Annotated in this window: 20 protein-coding genes; 9 read left to right on the top strand and 11 right to left on the bottom strand. The window is 33.0% G+C overall.

Features of this window, described 5'->3' with window-relative positions:
• Positions 1-312 precede the first annotated feature (312 nt).
• Complete coding sequence (locus tag ABEB23_RS16695; protein WP_348813808.1) at positions 313-1,197, bottom strand: SDR family oxidoreductase; 885 nt, start codon at positions 1,195-1,197, stop codon at positions 313-315.
• 119 nt (positions 1,198-1,316) lie between these two features.
• Between ABEB23_RS16695 and ABEB23_RS16690 the strand changes: the two genes are divergently transcribed.
• The 3 genes from ABEB23_RS16690 (at position 1,317) to ABEB23_RS16680 (ending at position 4,068) form a co-directional block, all read left to right on the top strand.
• The gene (locus ABEB23_RS16690) at positions 1,317-1,676 is read left to right on the top strand and encodes a winged helix-turn-helix transcriptional regulator (RefSeq protein WP_348813807.1); all 360 of its coding nucleotides are present in this window, start codon (positions 1,317-1,319) and stop codon (positions 1,674-1,676) included.
• A 102-nt stretch (positions 1,677-1,778) separates the two neighbouring features.
• Complete coding sequence (locus ABEB23_RS16685) at positions 1,779-2,948, top strand: molybdopterin molybdotransferase MoeA (protein WP_348813806.1); 1,170 nt, start codon at positions 1,779-1,781, stop codon at positions 2,946-2,948.
• 457 nt (positions 2,949-3,405) lie between these two features.
• Positions 3,406-4,068 (top strand): carboxylesterase family protein, encoded by a 663-nt coding sequence (locus tag ABEB23_RS16680; protein ID WP_348813805.1) that lies wholly within the window; start codon positions 3,406-3,408, stop codon positions 4,066-4,068.
• 209 nt (positions 4,069-4,277) lie between these two features.
• On the opposite strand, the gene ABEB23_RS16675 is transcribed toward ABEB23_RS16680, so the two are convergent.
• From ABEB23_RS16675 to ABEB23_RS16630, 10 genes are all read right to left on the bottom strand, one after another.
• Complete coding sequence (locus tag ABEB23_RS16675) at positions 4,278-5,186, bottom strand: helix-turn-helix domain-containing protein (RefSeq protein WP_348813804.1); 909 nt, start codon at positions 5,184-5,186, stop codon at positions 4,278-4,280.
• An 8-nt stretch (positions 5,187-5,194) separates the two neighbouring features.
• Positions 5,195-5,692 carry a hypothetical protein gene (locus ABEB23_RS16670; protein WP_348813803.1) on the bottom strand — a complete coding sequence of 166 codons (498 nt, stop codon included), beginning with the start codon at positions 5,690-5,692 and terminating at the stop codon, positions 5,195-5,197.
• Between the two features lies 1 nt (position 5,693).
• On the bottom strand, positions 5,694-6,131 hold the full coding sequence (locus tag ABEB23_RS16665) for a DUF2147 domain-containing protein (protein ID WP_348813802.1): 438 nt from the start codon (positions 6,129-6,131) through the stop codon (positions 5,694-5,696).
• Positions 6,132-6,160: 29 nt separating this feature from the next.
• Positions 6,161-6,976: an oxidoreductase gene (locus ABEB23_RS16660; protein ID WP_348813801.1), complete on the bottom strand. Its 816-nt coding sequence runs from the start codon at positions 6,974-6,976 to the stop codon at positions 6,161-6,163.
• A gap of 453 nt (positions 6,977-7,429) precedes the next feature.
• The gene (locus ABEB23_RS16655; protein ID WP_348813800.1) at positions 7,430-7,945 is read right to left on the bottom strand and encodes a hypothetical protein; all 516 of its coding nucleotides are present in this window, start codon (positions 7,943-7,945) and stop codon (positions 7,430-7,432) included.
• Between the two features lie 176 nt (positions 7,946-8,121).
• Positions 8,122-8,808, bottom strand: a complete 687-nt coding sequence (locus ABEB23_RS16650) for a DUF6602 domain-containing protein (RefSeq protein WP_348813799.1) — start codon at positions 8,806-8,808, stop codon at positions 8,122-8,124.
• Between the two features lie 157 nt (positions 8,809-8,965).
• Entirely contained in the window at positions 8,966-10,288 is a 1,323-nt protein-coding gene (locus tag ABEB23_RS16645; protein ID WP_348813797.1) for a HEPN domain-containing protein, read from the bottom strand.
• 160 nt (positions 10,289-10,448) lie between these two features.
• The gene (locus tag ABEB23_RS16640) at positions 10,449-11,069 is read right to left on the bottom strand and encodes an HNH endonuclease family protein (RefSeq protein ID WP_348813796.1); all 621 of its coding nucleotides are present in this window, start codon (positions 11,067-11,069) and stop codon (positions 10,449-10,451) included.
• Positions 11,062-12,468 carry an AAA family ATPase gene (locus tag ABEB23_RS16635; RefSeq protein ID WP_348813795.1) on the bottom strand — a complete coding sequence of 469 codons (1,407 nt, stop codon included), beginning with the start codon at positions 12,466-12,468 and terminating at the stop codon, positions 11,062-11,064. Before ABEB23_RS16635 ends, ABEB23_RS16640 begins: the two co-directional genes overlap by 8 nt.
• Before the next feature lie 159 nt (positions 12,469-12,627).
• Positions 12,628-13,656, bottom strand: coding sequence for a hypothetical protein (locus tag ABEB23_RS16630; protein ID WP_348813794.1), 1,029 nt, complete (start codon positions 13,654-13,656; stop codon positions 12,628-12,630).
• A 457-nt stretch (positions 13,657-14,113) separates the two neighbouring features.
• On the opposite strand from ABEB23_RS16630, the gene ABEB23_RS16625 reads away from it, so the two are divergent.
• The 6 genes from ABEB23_RS16625 to ABEB23_RS16600 all read left to right on the top strand — a co-directional run bounded on the left by ABEB23_RS16625 (position 14,114) and on the right by ABEB23_RS16600 (position 17,637).
• Positions 14,114-14,443, top strand: coding sequence for a winged helix-turn-helix domain-containing protein (locus ABEB23_RS16625; RefSeq protein ID WP_348813793.1), 330 nt, complete (start codon positions 14,114-14,116; stop codon positions 14,441-14,443).
• Positions 14,440-15,189 (top strand): sulfite exporter TauE/SafE family protein, encoded by a 750-nt coding sequence (locus ABEB23_RS16620; RefSeq protein WP_348813792.1) that lies wholly within the window; start codon positions 14,440-14,442, stop codon positions 15,187-15,189. The genes ABEB23_RS16625 and ABEB23_RS16620 overlap by 4 nt, the downstream gene beginning before the upstream one ends.
• Entirely contained in the window at positions 15,189-15,752 is a 564-nt protein-coding gene (gene mobA / locus ABEB23_RS16615; protein WP_348813791.1) for a molybdenum cofactor guanylyltransferase, read from the top strand. The genes ABEB23_RS16620 and mobA overlap by 1 nt, the downstream gene beginning before the upstream one ends.
• Positions 15,752-15,994, top strand: coding sequence for a MoaD/ThiS family protein (locus tag ABEB23_RS16610; RefSeq protein WP_348813790.1), 243 nt, complete (start codon positions 15,752-15,754; stop codon positions 15,992-15,994). The genes mobA and ABEB23_RS16610 overlap by 1 nt, the downstream gene beginning before the upstream one ends.
• Before the next feature lie 78 nt (positions 15,995-16,072).
• Positions 16,073-17,131, top strand: coding sequence for a ThiF family adenylyltransferase (locus ABEB23_RS16605; protein WP_348813788.1), 1,059 nt, complete (start codon positions 16,073-16,075; stop codon positions 17,129-17,131).
• A 59-nt stretch (positions 17,132-17,190) separates the two neighbouring features.
• Positions 17,191-17,637, top strand: a complete 447-nt coding sequence (locus tag ABEB23_RS16600; protein WP_348813787.1) for a molybdenum cofactor biosynthesis protein MoaE — start codon at positions 17,191-17,193, stop codon at positions 17,635-17,637.
• Positions 17,638-17,778 lie beyond the last annotated feature (141 nt).

The raw sequence follows: 17,778 nt of genomic DNA, 5'->3' as shown, positions 1-17,778 counted from the left end.
GCTATAAATTAACATTTTATTTTAGAACGGAATTATTTGATTTAAAGTATTTTACAGAAAAGCAAAATTTAGTAAGAAGTTACAGGTCTAATTGGTTAGGAAAATCAGTTTCATAAATCTTAATTTTTTAAGGAGCATTATATCATGAAAACTGAAACCTCTTATAAAAGTTGGTTTTGCCTGAAGGGTTTTTCTAGATTCGCTTTGGTGTAAATTAGATTCGTCTGTTGCGGAGTGACATTTCAGTATTTGTCTAAAAAAAAATAGCGAACAATTTTTAGTTGTTCGCTATTTTTTCACAAGTTGAGTAAATTAGCTTTTTACTGCATATACTTTTGTTAAAAAGTCTTCCAAACTAGTTGGTTTTCTGCCTAACAACTGTTCTAAATCTGTTTTAGTACTGTTAAATTCTCCTTGTTTTATCGCTTCTGCAAATCCTGCAAACATCCCAACATATTCTGCTGGCACACCAGCTTTTGATAATGCATCTGTATAAATAGCAGCAGTTGGATTTATATAGTCAATTTTTTTGTTTGTGATTTTACTCAAGATATCTGCCACATCCTGAAAAGAATAATTTTCAACATTATTCATGGCGTATTCTTTGTTTTCGTGTCCTTCACTTATTAAAACATTGGCTACTGCTTCTGCTAAGTCTGTACGTGAAGCAAATGCTGATCTGGTTTCTCCTGCGGGAAAAAATACTCCTGTTTCCAAAACCTGCTCCCCTACGAACATCGGTATCACATCCAAATACAAATTGTTTCTGAAAATAGTGTAATTCAAGCCACTTGCTTTGATGCTGTTGTCAGTGTCAATATGCGATTTGGCAAGAAAAGCGATTGGCGAAGTTTCAGTTTCATTTTTGCGTTCAAAACTGGTGTATAAAATGTGTTTGACACCGGCTTCTTTTGCAGCCTTTACAACATTTTCCTGTTGTTTTCCTCGGTTCACGATATCAGTTCCTGAAACCAATAGTAATTTGTCAATTCCTGAAAAGGCAGCGACCAACGATTCATAATTATCGTATTCACCAATTTTTATATTGATGCCCTTAGCTTTAAAATCGGTTGCTTTTGTCTCGTCTCTTACCAAAGCCGAAATCGAGTTTGGTGTAACTCCTTTTTTTAATAGGAAATCAATAGTTGCTTTTCCAAAATTTCCTGTTGCTCCTGTTATTAAAATTTTTTGACTCATTTTTTTATATTTAGTTGTAGATTATACTGCAAAGATATTTATATTTGCTATTAAAAGTATAGTGGTATACTAAAGTATATCACTATACTTTAGTATACTAACAATGAAATCAGGTAAAGATGGATGAAATAATTAGTTTTAGCGAAGCAAAGGCTTGTCCGATTCAGTTTGTACTGGCTGTGAATGATACCTTGAATGTAATTAATGGGAAATGGAAGTTGCCTATTATTGGTTCTTTATTGTTTGATAAAAAACGATTTACAGAGATACAACGCAATATTCCCAAAATCACAGCACGAATGTTATCCAAGGAATTGAAAGATTTAGAAATGAACGGAATGGTGAAACGAACCGTTTATGATACTATTCCGGTAACTGTCGAATATGAGTTGACAGATTCGGCGAGGAACTTAGGGGAAGTTTTGGATAAAATGTTAGAATGGGGTTTGCAGCACCGAAAAGCTGTGCTTTCGGAATAGTAAAATGCAATTGAGTCCAATTTTCTTCTATTTATTTCTAAAAGAATAAAAGGAATAAGTCAATTGGGAATTGTATTTTTGAATGTTGCTAAAAATTACACTATGATTTCAGTTCAAGAGGCTTTTTCAATCCTACAAAATAATTTACCAGAGTTACAGGAAACAGACTATTCATTGGTTCAGGCACGAAAACATGTGCTTTCCCAAACGCTTTTTTCACCTATCAACATGCCTCCGTTCCGACAATCGGCAATGGATGGGTTTGCCTTGTGTTTGCATAATGCCCTGGTGTATGAGATTATTGGTGAAATCAAAGCTGGGGATACGCATCAGGTGGTTTTGTTGCCAGGTCAGGCGATTAAGATTTTCACTGGAGCCGCTGTTCCGGATTCGGCGCAAGCGGTGATTCAAATTGAAAAAGTAGTGGTAAAAGAACAGCAATTGTTGCTCGAAGAAGCTGTTCAGCCAGAAACGAACATAAGACCTATTGGTGAACAGATTAGTGTTGGGGAACTGGCTCTAGAAAAAGGAACTTTGCTAAATGCCGCGGCTATTGGGTTCTTGGCCGGATTGGGTTTTACTTCCGTAAAAGTATTTAAAAAACCGAGTGTAGGAATTCTGGTAACCGGGAACGAATTGGTAAAACCGGGTTCGCCTCTAGAATACGGAAAAGTCTATGAAAGTAACGGTATCATGCTGGAATCGGCTTTGAAAGAGGGGTATTTTGATCAGGTGAATTTGTATGAAGTCAACGATAATTTTGAAAACACCAAAAACAAATTGCAAGAAGCTTTGTCTGTAAATAATGTGGTTTTGGTTTCGGGAGGAATATCAGTGGGGGATTATGATTTTGTGGCAGCAGCCTTAAAGGAATTAGAAGTCGAAACACTGTTTTATAAAGTTAACCAAAAACCCGGAAAACCGCTTTTTGCAGGAAAACGAAATGACAAAATGGTTTTTGCTTTGCCTGGAAATCCTGCGGCTTGCTTAACTTGTTTTTATGTTTACGTTTTACCAACGCTTTCGATACTTTCAGGAAAAGCGACGAACTACAATCAATCCAAGTCAATTTCGTTGGGACATGATTATACTGTGCATAATACCCGTTCTCAGTTTTTAAAAGCGGATATTGTTAATGATGAAGCGAATGTTTTATCGCATCAGGCTTCTTCGATGCTGAATTCTTTCTCGGTTTCCAACGGACTGGTTTTTGTGCCCGATGGAATCTATGAATTGAAAAAAGGCGATAAAGTTGAAGTGTATTTGTTGTAGAGGTATATTTATAACGCCTTAGTACAAAAGTAAATTGTTGTCCGCCAAGTTTAATTATTTTTCCTTTCTCTTTGTTCGTCTTCTCGTTGATCATCATCGTAATCATCGCTTGGGTAAAATGCAACCTAAACATGAACTAAATAGTCGTGAAAACCCCTTTTGCTTTTGTGGAAGTCCTTTGCTTTTTAAAACCAAATAAGTGATTTATCATCAACGTTTTAAGGTAAGATGACTATCTACATTCGATTATAAAATTTTGACTTTTTAGAAAATATCGTCCCGCACACGAGGCTGAAAGCCGAACTGGCTAAGCAATCGGGGCTAAAGGGAAAAATATTGTTTTTTTGTTTTTATCCAAAAAAAGTTGCCTCCTTTAATTATAAAAAGGTATTTTGCCTCCCCAAATCAAACATTAAGCCCCCAATTCATGCGATTTCATATTTTATTTTACCTACTTATGCTTTGCACCATTCCTACTGCACAAGCGCAGCTAAAAGCCATCACAGATCAAACTGACTATCCTTTCTGGATCAATCTGCCCAGTCAGGAGGTGTTGGACAAAAAAGCACCGATCATTTTATTTTTGCACGGAAAAAGTCTGTCTGGAACTAATTTGGACCGTGTAAAACGTTACGGCGTAATTAGGACCATTGAAAGCGGAAAAGAAATACCAGCAATAGTTATTGCGCCACAAGTAGCACATGGTGCTTGGAATCCAGACAAGCTCTTAAAGCTTTTGGAATATGTGCAAAACAATTACAATACCGATTTATCAAGGGTTTATGTATGTGGAATGAGCTTAGGTGGATATGGCACTTTTGATTTTGCCGGTAAATATCCCGATAAAATCACTGCGGCAGTCGCCATTTGCGGAGGCGGAAATACCAAAGATGCCTGCAATCTGGCTACGGTTCCTTTGTGGGTTATTCATGGAAACAAAGATTATATTGTCCCATTATCGGAATCCAAAAAAATGGTCAAAGCAATTCAAACCTGCAATCCCGATGCCAATCTTACCTTTACCGTTGTTAAGGATGGAAATCACGGTACTGTGGAACGTTATTTTAGAGAAGACAAAATCTACAACTGGATGTTGAGCCAAATTAAATTTATCCCATAAAAAAAGACAACCGTATTGGGTTGCCCTATTAAGATTCAATTTTTAAACACAAATTTCACTGCCGAACGACAACGTCCCGCCGGCTTTAAGAAGTTGGGGATTTTTATTCCCAAACCATTCCATTAGGACTGATGTCAAATATAAAAAAAGCTCGTTCCATTAAAAACCAAAACCCCAGTTTCTTAAAACCGCTGTTTTACGCAGGCTTTTTAATTAAGTTTTCTGTATTCCTGCGGTGTCATTCCTGTTTTAGATTTAAACAATCTAGTGAAATAGTGAGGGTAATTAAATCCTAACGAATAAGCAATTTCACTAACGGATTCTGTTTTGCTTAAAAGGAAGTTTTTTGCTTTTTCAATGATAAAATTATTGATTTGATCTTTAGTACTGTAACCCGTTTCTTTTTTTAGTAAATCACTCAAGTAATTTGGTGAAAGATGAATTTTGTCAGCAAAATAGTCAATTGCCGGAATCCCTAGAGTAATAAAATTGCCTTCATAAAAATAGTTTTGCAATAGATTATAAAACTGACTTACTACATCGGAATTTTGTGCAGATCGTGTGTTGAATTGTCTTTCGTAATAACGGTTTGATAGGTTTAATAATAATTCTAAAGACGAAGAAATTACTGTTTGGCTGTGATTATCTATGCGTTCAGAAATTTCACTTTTTATCATATTCACACATTCTGTAATTGTTTTTTGTTCGGTTTCTGATAAATGTAAGGCTTCATGTATATCATAAGAAAAGAACTTGTATTGGTCAATAGTTTTTCCTAGTGACGTATTTCGTATCAAATCCGGGTGAAAGAATAACATCCAGCCTTTTATTTCATTTATTTTTTGTCCCTTCGTTATTGATTGAACTTGATTTGGTGCTGTAAAAATTAAAACACCTTCATCAAAATCATAAGTATTTCTACCATATTGCATTCCACAGCTTTTATCTTTTAATGCGATGGAATATAAATCAGTTGTAGATTTGAAACCAATCCATTCTTCTGAAATTTCCCACTTTGAAACATCAACTATGCTAATCAGTGGGTGTGTAGGTTTTGTAAAACCTTGCATCTGATGAAGTTGGCTTATTGATTTTATGTGATGAATTTCGTTAGTCATTTTCTTTTCTAAATTAAAGTCTCTAAAATTTTTTGATAATATATTGTCGCTCTTTCTTCAGAAAAATAATCAACTACCAAACCAGCTAAACCAAAAAGAGCAAGTCCAATACTGGCACCTTGCCATGTTGGATTTTTGGTATACCAAAAGATGAAAATTGTAGCACTGAAAAACAATGTTGCAATGATTTTTGAGATTTTATATTGATACTGAAAATCTTCTACCCGCTTTTTTTCGGCTTTGATAAATTCCGTTTTGTTTTGCTTGTAGTTTTGTTGCATTTGAGTCATTCTTTTTTGATTTGAGAAAAGCATATTTCCTCCAATAGAAAAATATATTCCACCTACAATTAACAAAGGAATTAATAGTGCTTTGGCATTGGGTGTACTTCCCATTTTCCAGAAAAGTACACCTATTAAAATTGTTAAAAGTCCAAAGGCAATGATAAGTTTTGACTCTAGTAATTCACCTTTTATCCAGTTTGCTGTATTTTGAAAAAAATCCATACTATTCGATTTTATGAAAAGTCGCTGTTTGCCCTAATAATGAGATACCCAAAAACCCTCTTAAATATAGTTTATTTTTTTTAATCCAAAGTTTACAACTGTATGTATCTCCAGATGGGGCGTTATAGATTTTTCCATCAACATATTCTTTACCATTCCAAGTTAAGCCTGTTAAGCTTGTAATGCCTATAACATTTCTTGAACGCAATTTTGGGTCTGGATTTTCGGTGTCTTTTTTGGAAGTTTTTCCATCATTCTGAACAATTTCCTTACCCCAAAGATATCTTCCGTAGTATTTGTCTCCTTTTTTGAATACTTCCAAAATTACATCTTTCTTGTCCGACTCCCATTTACTTATAATTTCATTTTCATTGGTTTGCGCGAAAAGTTGATTGCTGAATGTTACAATAAGCAACATAATTAATTTAATTGTTTTCATAATTGTATTTAGTTTTTGATTTTAGCAGATTACATTTGACTCATTACAATTTTATCGAATAGTTTATCACCTAAATTGGTCCTCATCCAAACCATAGGTTTAGCAAATTTCCCAACACGGTATCGGGTTTTGGGATTATTTGAATTAATGATTTTTACAATAGCATCGGAAATAACTGTAGGTTGTGAGGAACCATTTCCTTGGGCTGCTTTTTTTGTTCCTTCAGAGATTTTGTCCATCATATTTCGGTAGGCACTATCTTTTGGTAATGTGTCGAATTGATTTAAAAGTACATCACCAAATTCGGTAGCAATAAATCCTGGTTCAATTATTACTACTTTAATTCCAAAAGGTTTTAATTCCAATCGTAAACAATCGCTTAAGCCTTCTACAGCGTGTTTACTTGCATGATACCAAGCCCCCATTGGGAAATACATTTTGCCTCCCATTGAAGAAGTATTAATGATTGTTCCTGATTTTACTTTTCTCATATGCGGAACTACTTTTTGAGTCATAGCAGCCATACCAAATACATTTACTTCCATTTGTTTTCTGGCTTCGTTCATAGGAACATCTTCAACTGAGCCGTAAAGACCATATCCAGCATTGTTCCAAAGTACATCTATTTTGCCTTCTTTTCGGATAATTGTATTTACCACATTTTGAATGTCTTCTTCTTTGGTAACATCCATTTTGATTGGATACCCGCCCAATTCCTTTAAATCTTGCATCTGGTCAATGCGTCTAGCAACGGCATAAACAATATGTCCTTTTTTAATTAGGTTTTTGGCTGTTTCTTTACCCATTCCAGAGCTTGCGCCAGTGATTAAGATTACCTTTTTCATTGTATTATTATTTAAAATTGTTTTAATAAATTATTTACAATGCAAAGTTGCGACTCAATCAAGAGGTTTAGTAACACAAAAAAAGGAAGAGTAAACACAAATCACCGAAGTGTGATAAAATGTTTAGAAATTTTAAGAAAATAAAAGGAAATCTACTGAGGGATAGTGTTTTTTTTGTTAGGGCTGTTGGCTTTAGCTTGCATACAACATTCTGGTACTACAGCGGGTTTGGGATTAAATTAAGCCTTATTTTTTTCGGATTTGCCACCCGAGCGATCGCGAACAGGCGAAGCAAATCATCCCAAATACAAAACCAACTTTCCATTAAACCTATTACCCAAATCCATTGTAATAGCTGTTATGCCTTCGGTTTTTTATTTATTCCGATTTTCGGTTTCGCTACCACATCGTTTAAGTCGGAAAAAATTTAATTAAATATTATGTTTAAAGACATTATTTGCCTTTTTCAAAATTAGCAGGAATTAAAGAATTATCTTTTTTTTGGGTTAAAATTAAAGTACGTAATTTGGATAATTCCGATTCCATTTCTTCTTTGGTTATTTGTTTTGATTGTACATTTTCTACTTTGGTTAAGTTTTTTATAATGTCGTACGCACTGTATAAACCACCAAATAAGCCAAATATGAATAAAGGCCAAAAAGTTTTAACTTGCCAATCAGAAAGTTTAGATTCATTATGCAGTTTTTTTCGTTCTGCTTCTTTGTCTTTAATCTCTTGTGTATATTCCGCCTCTAAAGTGTATAATGTAGTTTTCCCTATTTCGGTTAATTTATTATGCGTCTGTTCATCAAGTAATGAATTTGCAACACATTCACGGTATATTTCATTGTATTTTTTCCAACCAATTTTGTCCTCTATTAATTCAAAAAAATTGTTCGAATCAAGATTTTTAGTTTCATTTTCTAATTTTGTTTTTAAAAATAATATTCTTAATTCTTTATCAATCATTTCTTTACTGTTTTGGTTTTCTAAACTGAGACATAACGTCCCGCCGGCTTTAAGAAGTTGGGGATTTTTGTTCCCAAACCATTCCGTTAAGACTGAAGCCAAATATACAAAAAGACCTTTTCATTATTCACCAAACCCCCAATTTCTTAAAACCGCTGTTATGCCTTGTTGTTTAATTAAACTCCCATTATATAAGCATCCCAAATTGGATTAATTTCTCTTGTCTCCAGTGTTTGTTTCAAATAATTATAAAGTTGATTATAAAATACTAGCGTTTCAAAGTAATTTGGATTTATAGCGCCTTTTTCATATTTCTTAATAGTGTCTTCTTTGCTCAATATGAATTTACCAATGATGCATATCGATACTATGTCATTCATTTTTTCCATCCATTCAATTAAAGTTTTTTCAGCAATATTGGTTTCATAAGCTATTATAACACTAGGGACTTTAAATTCAGGATTATTAGGTATGTGTTTTGCTGCCAATTCTAATTTGTTGAAATTTTCTCGTGCGGTTTTAATTTGCTCTAAATCAGAAGTTCTTAATGTAGTTTTTATTTCAGCAATTATATAAACCGTTTCAATTGGAATAATAGAAATTTCTTTGTCTAACAAAATTCTAGGTAATGTACTTTTATCATATACTATAAAATCTGTTTGATTACTACTCTTTCCTTTTGCATCACAAATGATACCACTGGTAATATCTAAACCTTCAGGGATTAGTTTCTTGAAAAAATTGATTAAAAGATTTTCTCTAAGCCCACCTTTAGTGGCGTTATGGTCAACTGCTTCAAAACCTTTTGATTTTTGAGCTAGTATTTCAATTTCTGTTAGTATTAAATGTTTAATTGGAAACATATTTTTTATTTTATAGTTTGGTACAATAAGGCATAACGTTCTGGCACTACAGCGGGTTTGGGACTAAATTAAGCCCATTCTTCGGATTAGCCAAATCATCCCAAGTACAAAACCATCTTTCCATTAAGCCAAATGCCAAAATCCGTTGTAGTGGCTGTTATGTGACGTTTTTATGTAGGTCATCTTTCAATCCAAATTTAGACAGAATTAAGCAAATTGCAATTTTTCGTATACAATAGATTTGTAGTTTCAAATCTTCTTCCTTGATTGAACTCAGGCTACCGTGTGTTATGCTATCTCTTGTTCTCTTTAATTTATTGAGTGTAAAACCAAATTTTGTTGGGTCAATATTATTTGTTTTTAAAGTTTCTTCTAGAGGGCTTTTAAAAGGTTTATATTCTATTTTATTGAATACACCTTCAAGTTTTTTTTCAAACTCAATTTCATCATTTTTATCTGTTAAATATTGCTTGAAATGAGAAACAATCTCTTTTGTCATTTCATCTTTGCTAATGTTAAAGTTGAATTTTTCTTGATTCTTATTTATATTAAATATTTCGATAATATTAAAAAGTAATAGAAAAGAAGCTCCTAGACTAACTTCTCTAGCGTGTAAAAAATTATCTATAGCCTTTGTTAGAGATATCTCATTTGTTTTATAATTACTAAACCAATCAGTTTTTAATATTTTGTCAATAGTAAAATTTTCTTTTAGAAATCTAAAGTTATTTGTCAATTCAGATATGTAAGTTTTATTGTTTGGTTCAGTGTCTCTAAAAATGAAAATTTCATCTTCGGTTCTAAAAACAATTTTTTCAACAATTATTCTTACGCTGAAACAAAAGGATAAGAAATTACAAATTAACTGAATTCTATTTTTAATTTCTTCAAATTCAATTTCTTCAAAATTAAACTTTATGGTTGGTATCTTCTTTATTGTTAACTTTTTACTTCCTCTTTTTTCATTATTTTTGAACTCAAGTTCTGGTCTAAATTTTATATTGTCAATTTTATAGAAATCGTGCATTCCATTCATTCGTGATATTGAGAATGTATTCTTATTTTTAAAGTTAGTAAAAAATGAATAAAAAAGATTTGTAACACTTAATCCATTGTTGTTTAAATAAGCGACACCTTCATTTACAAATTCATTATGGAGATTTTTATGAATAAGACATATTTTGCTGACATAAATCGTAAAGTATTGATTTTTATCATCATTTTGAAAAGAGACGACTTTAAAAATTCGACTTTGGTCAAACATAATTGAAATTTCGGTATCAATAACTTCAAAATTTTCCTCAAATAAGCCTAAAGCATTTTCTGACATTGAAAAATATGAATCAATTCGAGAAGTGGTATCATTATCAATTATTTGAAAATACATTTCCTTGTCATTAACAAATAAATGTGAATGAAATATTTTATCAGATATTTTTTTATCCTTAAATTTTAAATTTAGGCAGTAGTAGTCTTTCACTATTGGTTTTTTTCTAAAATGTCACATAACGTTCTGGTACTAAAGCGGGTTTGGGACTAAATTAAGCCCTATTTTCGGATTTGCCAAATCATCCCAAATACAAAACCATTTTTCCATTAAACCAATTGCCCAAATCCGTTGTAGTAGCTGTTACCAGCAGTTATTTCTTAAAGTTGAATATTTCAGCTATTCTATTTCTAATTTGTATTCTTTGATTATACTTTGATAGTTTGTTTTCAAACATTGCTTGTTTTGCTCTAGCCAAAGTGTGAGATTCAGAGTCTAGTCCAAATAATTCAATTGACTTATTTCCTTTAATAGATATTGAAGAGATTAAAATTTTGTATTTTCCTTTTGTCCAAGTATAATGTAAATCAGGATTGTCAAAGTAAGGGTGAACGATTTTAAATGTACAATTAGTATAATTAGTTAAATCCACATTATCTAAAATATCTTCTTGCCCTTTTTTCGAAGAACTATTACAAAATTGACAAATTATCGCAAGGTTTTCTTTTGTAAATACAAATTCAATATAAGCGGGTCTTTTTTGACCTCCTTTGTTCGCGATATGTTCAATTTCGGCTCTACCTCCTTCGTTGACTTTTAGACCGCAGTAGCAACAATTGTTATTTTGAATAAGAAGTAGCTGTTTATGAATTTCTGTCTTTACATCTTTTACAGCAGTATTGTTCCATATTCCAGGTTGGAATGGAATTAATGAATTTATCAAATTCTGTTCTTGTTGTGAAAGATTATATGTTGATTTAATTTGGTTAATCATTTTCTTTTAGATATGCAGTAGCTTCTTCAATGACCACATTTAATGGGTCATTAGAAGTAATACTTAATGATTTAATAGATTGCAACAGTTCTCTAATTTTATTTAGATTCTTTGATTTTTCAGATATTAAGCCAAGTAAGTCTACTAAATCGGATTCAATGAAATGGTTACGAACTGTTTTGACATTAAAAACAGTATAAAGGATTTCTTCGGCAGACCAACCATATGTTGGTTCTAATATTGATTCAGATTTAATAATTCCTTTGTGATTTTTTAAAGTAATAACTGAAGATTTTTCAGGTAATAAATCTGTTACTAAAAAGTGTGAATGGGAAGCAATTATTATATGACAGCCGTTAAAATTTGAAAAAATTTTATTAATCAAGTCAATGTACTGAGATTGCCATAATGGGTGTAAACTTATTTCAGGTTCGTCAATTAAAATTAAGCTGTTGTCAACAATTAATGGAATTAAAGCAATTAAAGTTGATAGAATATTAGCTTCCCCTGAACTTGCTTCATTGAAATTAAATTCAGAACCTCCTTTTTTATATACTTTAATTTCAACTTGTCTGATTATGTCTAGTTTTGTTAAAATTCCTATAAGGTTATAGGAATGAACATTGTTCTCATATCTAGAATTGTCAGCATTAATTCTGGAAATGTTTTTTTCTGAAAAATTTATTAATAATTCTCTTTTTCCTGAGTGATAAGAATTTATAAAATCACATAATTCATTAATTTTATCTCCAATTAATTCCTCAATTCTTTCTGGGGTCAATCTTCTAAATCTTGTATTATCGTTCTGATTATTTAAATAATCAATAAAATCATTTGGAATAATCTGCCTGTTAAATGTGTTGTAGAGTTTGGAACTTACTTTATAATTTAATTTTAATACAGGTTCATAATCTAAATAATCAAAAATATGTCTGTAATTTCTCGAAACATCTAATTCAGAATAGTTTTCAAAAAGAATATCCAAAGCTCTATTCATTAAAGCTCTATTTGAGAAACTATTAATTCTATTTCTCGTGCCTAGATAATTATATTTGAAATCTCTGAAATAAATATTATTGGTATTATTTTGAAAAGGTCTAAAACTTTCATCCATTGGAAATTTGTCGGAAATGCTATTTGTGATAGCAATTATTTTTTCTGGTGCTCTGTTGTATTCCAGAATAGACCCAAATAATGGTTTTTGATTTGATTCCTTAATTTGCTCAACAAAAAATCTTGCTATTTTACTTAGAACTCTACTTTTTCCAGTGCCATTATTTCCAACAATTAATGAAATGTAATTTGAATCAGAAGAATGTTCCGGATTTACAAGTTGTATTTCATTTGTTTCAAAGTCCTTTTCTTCAAAACGTATTTTATTTAATCTAAATTTGTTCATTTTTTTGGTATAATTGCTGGTAACGTTCCCGCGCTACACGCAGTTTGGGACTAAATTAAGCCCATTATTCGGATTTATCAAATCTTTCTGACACAAAACCAACTTCAAATTAAGCCTATTGCCCAAATTGCTTGTAGCGTGTGTTGGCAGATGATTTTTTTACGTTTCGTTTTCAGGAAACATTTTTTCTTTCAGATATATAAAATATGGCAAAGTCAAAATTATAAGCCAAATTGCGGTTTGTCTATGCATTATTTGATATTTATAATTTAAGAAATAAAATAAAGAGCAGTAGAGTAGACAAAGGAAAGAATCAATTTTCATCACTTGCTTTTCCGAATATCGTTCAATATGCGTCTTATTCATTGCTTTTATATCTGTCATATGTGTTTTGTCGTAAAATCTATTTCTACTTGGCAAATATTCAGCTAACATAAAAAAATTCTGCAAAATGTACATTGACGATATGCCTAAAATAAAATATTCTAAAGTTAGTATAGAACCATTTATAGCATCTGTGTCTTCGATGTTTTGACTATTAAAAACACTAAAAATATGTTCTGTTGCGAAAATTATCATAATTATTGAACTCCATATACTTAAGAACAATCTATGATTTTTGCTTAATGGTATATATGTAAATGCGTGAATTAAAGAATAGAATGAAATTAAGAAAGATACTAAGATTAATGATAAGGAAAATAGATTTAGGTTCTCAAATAAATTATAATCAAAAATCCAATATATTATTGAAATCGATTGAATTAGAGTTATTCCTTCGGTTAGTTTTGGGACAACTTTTTTATCATGGAATATTACTGATATTAAAATAAAAAATGCTAAAAAAGTAAAAGGCCAAGCCTCAATATGACTTTCAAAATTATAGTTCTTTTCGTGCTTTCCTGGTAAAAAAGCAAAAAAACTCAAAATAAGCGAGCCTAAAATTTTTAAAGCGATAATTTTCCAATCTGTTGAAAGTCTTTTGTTTTCGTAGATTATTCCAAGTAGTAGGGGAATAAAACTTAAAGTAAATAATTTTCTCTCACTTACTTGAACTCTGTAGATAATATAAATTAAAAACATTAAAAGAAAGAAACCGAGAAAATAAAAGTAAGTTGACCATTTTTTGTAGAATGGGAATTCTACTATAATTTTCTTCTTTTTGAGAGTTTTTTTTCTTTCGGTCATTAGTATTCGTTTCGTTCTTTTAAATTATCTGCCAACTTGTATATTGGTCTGACAAAATCAGACCTATACACCTTAAAATGGGCGGCTTGGTTTGACAGCTGCCAGTATTTATTTTTACCAAATATATAGAAATTATCTTATAAAATATATAAGAATTCCCTATTTTCCAGCTGTTTTTCCTGAAATTGATCTTCCTCGTTATTAGGACGATTCGCGTGAGGGATAGGAGCAAGCTACCGCAGTAGCGCGGATAGCCCGACAGCAGACAGGAAAAGGGCGTCGATCCAGTTTGGTGCTGGCCCTTTTTTCTGGCTGGGGTCACGCCCAAAGTCACCGGATAATTTGTTTTGCCCTCTGTGTTTACGAAATCGATAACGGTTAAAAAGTACTTATTTCTCTTTTATTAAAAGGAATATTTCGTTATGTTTGTAAAAGTATAACGAAACTCTATTTTCTTTTGAAAATTAAAAGCAAAATCTGGATTGAGACGGAGGAAGGGATTCTCATTAGTGAAGGTCGCATTCAATTATTGAAATTAATTGATGCCACGGGTTCGCTCAATAAGGCCGCCAAAGCAATGAATATTTCCTATCAGAAAGCCTGGAAATTAGTAGATGCTTCGAATAAAGCCTCGAAAACGCCGCTGATTGAAACCCAGGTGGGAGGAAATAAAGGTGGTGGTACAGTTTTGACTCCCTACGGAAAATCGTTAATCGAATCTTTTGAAGCCATTAATACTGCCTGCTGGGGATTTTTGGACGCAGAACTTAAAAAACATGCTTTATGACCGTTGCTGATTTATTAGATACCCCATTATTGTTACTATTATTACCCATAGTTGCTTTTTTATATGCTAGTGTGGGACATGGCGGTGCGAGCGGCTATTTGGCCTTAATGAGTGCTTTTTCGTTTCCGATGACGTTTATGAAACCAACGGCTTTGGTACTAAATATCTTGGTTTCGGCGGTTTCTTTTTACTTCTATTACCGCGAGAAAAATTTTAAATGGAATTTGTTTTATCCTTTTGCGCTAAGCTCTATTCCGTTTTCATTTGTGGGTGGTTATTTAGAAATTGACGCTTTTTATTATAAAATTATATTGGCCACTGTTTTGGTTTTTGCCGTGATGCGACTGCTAGGATTTTTTGGTAAAGAAAAAAATACGATAAATGAGATTAATCTGCCTTTGGCATTGGGATTTGGAGCCTTAATAGGGTTTTTATCCGGTTTGTTAGGTATTGGAGGAGGCATTATTTTGAGTCCGGTTTTATTAATATTGGGATGGGCAACGATGAAACAAGCAGCGGCAGTATCTGCTTTGTTTATTTTGACGAACTCAATATCGGGACTTTTTGGTTTTGTTTCCCAAGGCGGAACCCTGCCTGAATCTTCTTTGGTTTTGATTGGTGTGGTTTTTATAGGAGGATTGTTTGGGGCGTATTACGGAAGTACTAAATTTAATTCGAAGGCCTTGCGTTATGTTTTGTCAGCGGTTATCGGAATAGCAATAGTTAAATTATATACCACAGCTTAATGGAAAAGTATACAGGAATTATTTTGGCAGGCGGGAAAAGCCAGCGCATGGGAACTGATAAAGGCTTGCTGCCCTTAAAAGGAAAACCATTTATAAGCCATATTTATGAAGCAATGAAACCTATTATTGGAGACAATATTGTGGTTGTTTCATCAAATGCGGACTATGATGCTTTAGGATATACCCGCATAGAAGATTTAATTGCTGACAAAGGTCCTGTAGGTGGTTTGTATACGGCTTTGAAACAGTCGAAAACCAAATTTAATTTGGTGTTGAGTGTCGATGTGCCTTTGGTTTCAACCGAATTATTACAATGGTTGGTTGATAAACATGAAGATTCGTTTATGTTGACACAAGTGCAGGTAGAAGAAAAAGCAAGTCCGCTTATTGGGGTTTATGACCGTTCGATGCGCATTCTTTTAGGAGAGCATTTGGCGGGAAACCAATTGAAATTACGAGGTGTTATTAACGAAGTGAATCATCAAACGCTGACGGTTCCTGAAAAGTGGAGCGCACAAGTGCAAAACATCAATACAGAGGAAGATTATAAAAAAATAGTATAATGACGATAACGCTTAAATATTTTGGACTGCTGGTAGATATTACTCGTAAAAAAGAGGAAGTATTCCAGATGGAGGAACATAAAGTTTCGGTTTCTTTTTTGAAATCAAAAATGGAAGCTGTTTATGAAGAACTGAAAAATACGAACTACACGATTGCCGTAAACCGGGCGATGAGTAGTTTGGATTATAACATTAAAGATCAGGATGTAATTGCTTTTCTGCCGCCGTTTGCTGGTGGTTAAGAAGGAAAGTATTGAATCAAATGTTTTATGATTCAAATAATTTACCCAATGTGTTCGCAAGGGTTTTAGCTATAAAAAATGAAAAATAACGCACGATATTCCAGACAAATTGCCCTAGCAGAAATTGGGCTTTCAGGTCAGCAAAAATTGCAGAACGCACGCGTTTTGGTAATTGGAGCCGGTGGTTTGGGTTGTCCGGTATTGCAAAATTTGGCCGCGGCGGGTGTGGGATCTATCGGAATTGTAGATGGTGATGTGGTGGATGAAACTAATTTGCACCGTCAATTGCTCTACAGTCTGAAAGATTGCGGAAAAGGAAAAGCGGAAACAGCTGCACAGGCTATTTTGGGGTTGAATCCGGATGTAAAAGTTACTGTTTTTCCTGAGTTTTTCAATGAACAAAATGCAACCAAGATTGTTTCAGATTATCAGATTATCGTGGATTGTACCGATACCATTGCGGTTCGTTATCTGATTAATGATGTGGCTGTAGCCAAAAGAATACCGGTGGTGTATGCTTCGATTTATAAATTTGAAGGACAGGTTTCGGTATTCAATTATAAAAACGGACCGACCTATCGTTGTTTGTTTCCTGAAACAGTGCATTTAAATGCGGTTCCTAATTGTGTTGTGTCTGGCGTTTTGGGCGTTTTACCCAATACTCTTGGTACGTTTCAGGCTACCGAAGTGCTTAAGATTATACTGGAAATAGGGAATATTTTGTCGGGAAAATTGTTAGTCTATGATGCGTTAGAATATCAGACACAAATCATAGATTTTCATAAGAATCCAAAGCAAATTGAAAAAGGAATGAGGAATGGTTTGGCTCTTTTAAAACAAGAGAGTGCAAAACCAAATGAGGATTTAGAACCAAACAGTTTTCTTGAAAAATACAACCTGTCTGATGTTCTGATTATTGATGTAAGGGAATCCGGTGAAGAACCTAAACTGGCTCTTTCGAATCTGGTAAACGTGCCTTTAAATTCCTTAGAACAGTATGCAAAAGAGCTCAATAAAAATCAGGAAACGGTTTTGTTTTGTCAAACGGGACAACGCAGTCAAGCAGCATTGAAATATTTGAAAAGAGAAGGATTTACAAAAGTATCGCATCTTAAAAAAGGCGTTCAGTCCTTATAAACGGCAAGTAATAACATTGTCAAAAAATAAAAATAGGTAACAACAATAGATTATATAGTATGTCAACTCCAAAACCTAAAAAAAGCTCCTTTATTCAAGGGCAAATAACGTCAGATTTCATTGGAAATTCTATTGCCAAACACCAGAGTAAAACCACTATTGGTGCGCATAATATTTTTTTAGGACAGGTTCGTGCTGACGTTATCGACGGAAAAACGGTAGCAGCCATCGAATATAGCGCCTACGAAGAAATGGCTGAGCAAAGTTTGTATGAAATCAGGGAAGCGGCTTTCGCCAAATACGAATTGTCCTGTCTGCATATTTATCACAGTTTGGGAACCGTGAAAACAGGCGAGATTTGTTTGTTTGTTTTTGTGTCGGCACCAAGACGTAAAGTGGTTTATAAAGCCTTGGAATTTTTGGTAGAAGAAATCAAGGAAAAAGTATCCATTTTTGGAAAAGAAATAATGGAAGACGAATCCTATACTTGGAAAAAGAATACGTAAGAGAGAGATGATCAACAGAAAAAGAATCTGCATAATCTGCGTGAAAATTAAAAATGATTGAAAATGGGACAGGATATTGAAAAAGGTTTGTAGTAAACGAATCAGTTTAATCCGTATCATCAGTGTGCCAAAAAAAACATA

The organism is Flavobacterium maritimum, from assembly GCF_040049085.1.
Classification (GTDB): Bacteria; Bacteroidota; Bacteroidia; order Flavobacteriales; family Flavobacteriaceae; genus Flavobacterium; species Flavobacterium maritimum.
This window is presented reverse-complemented; position numbering and strand designations above follow the sequence as displayed.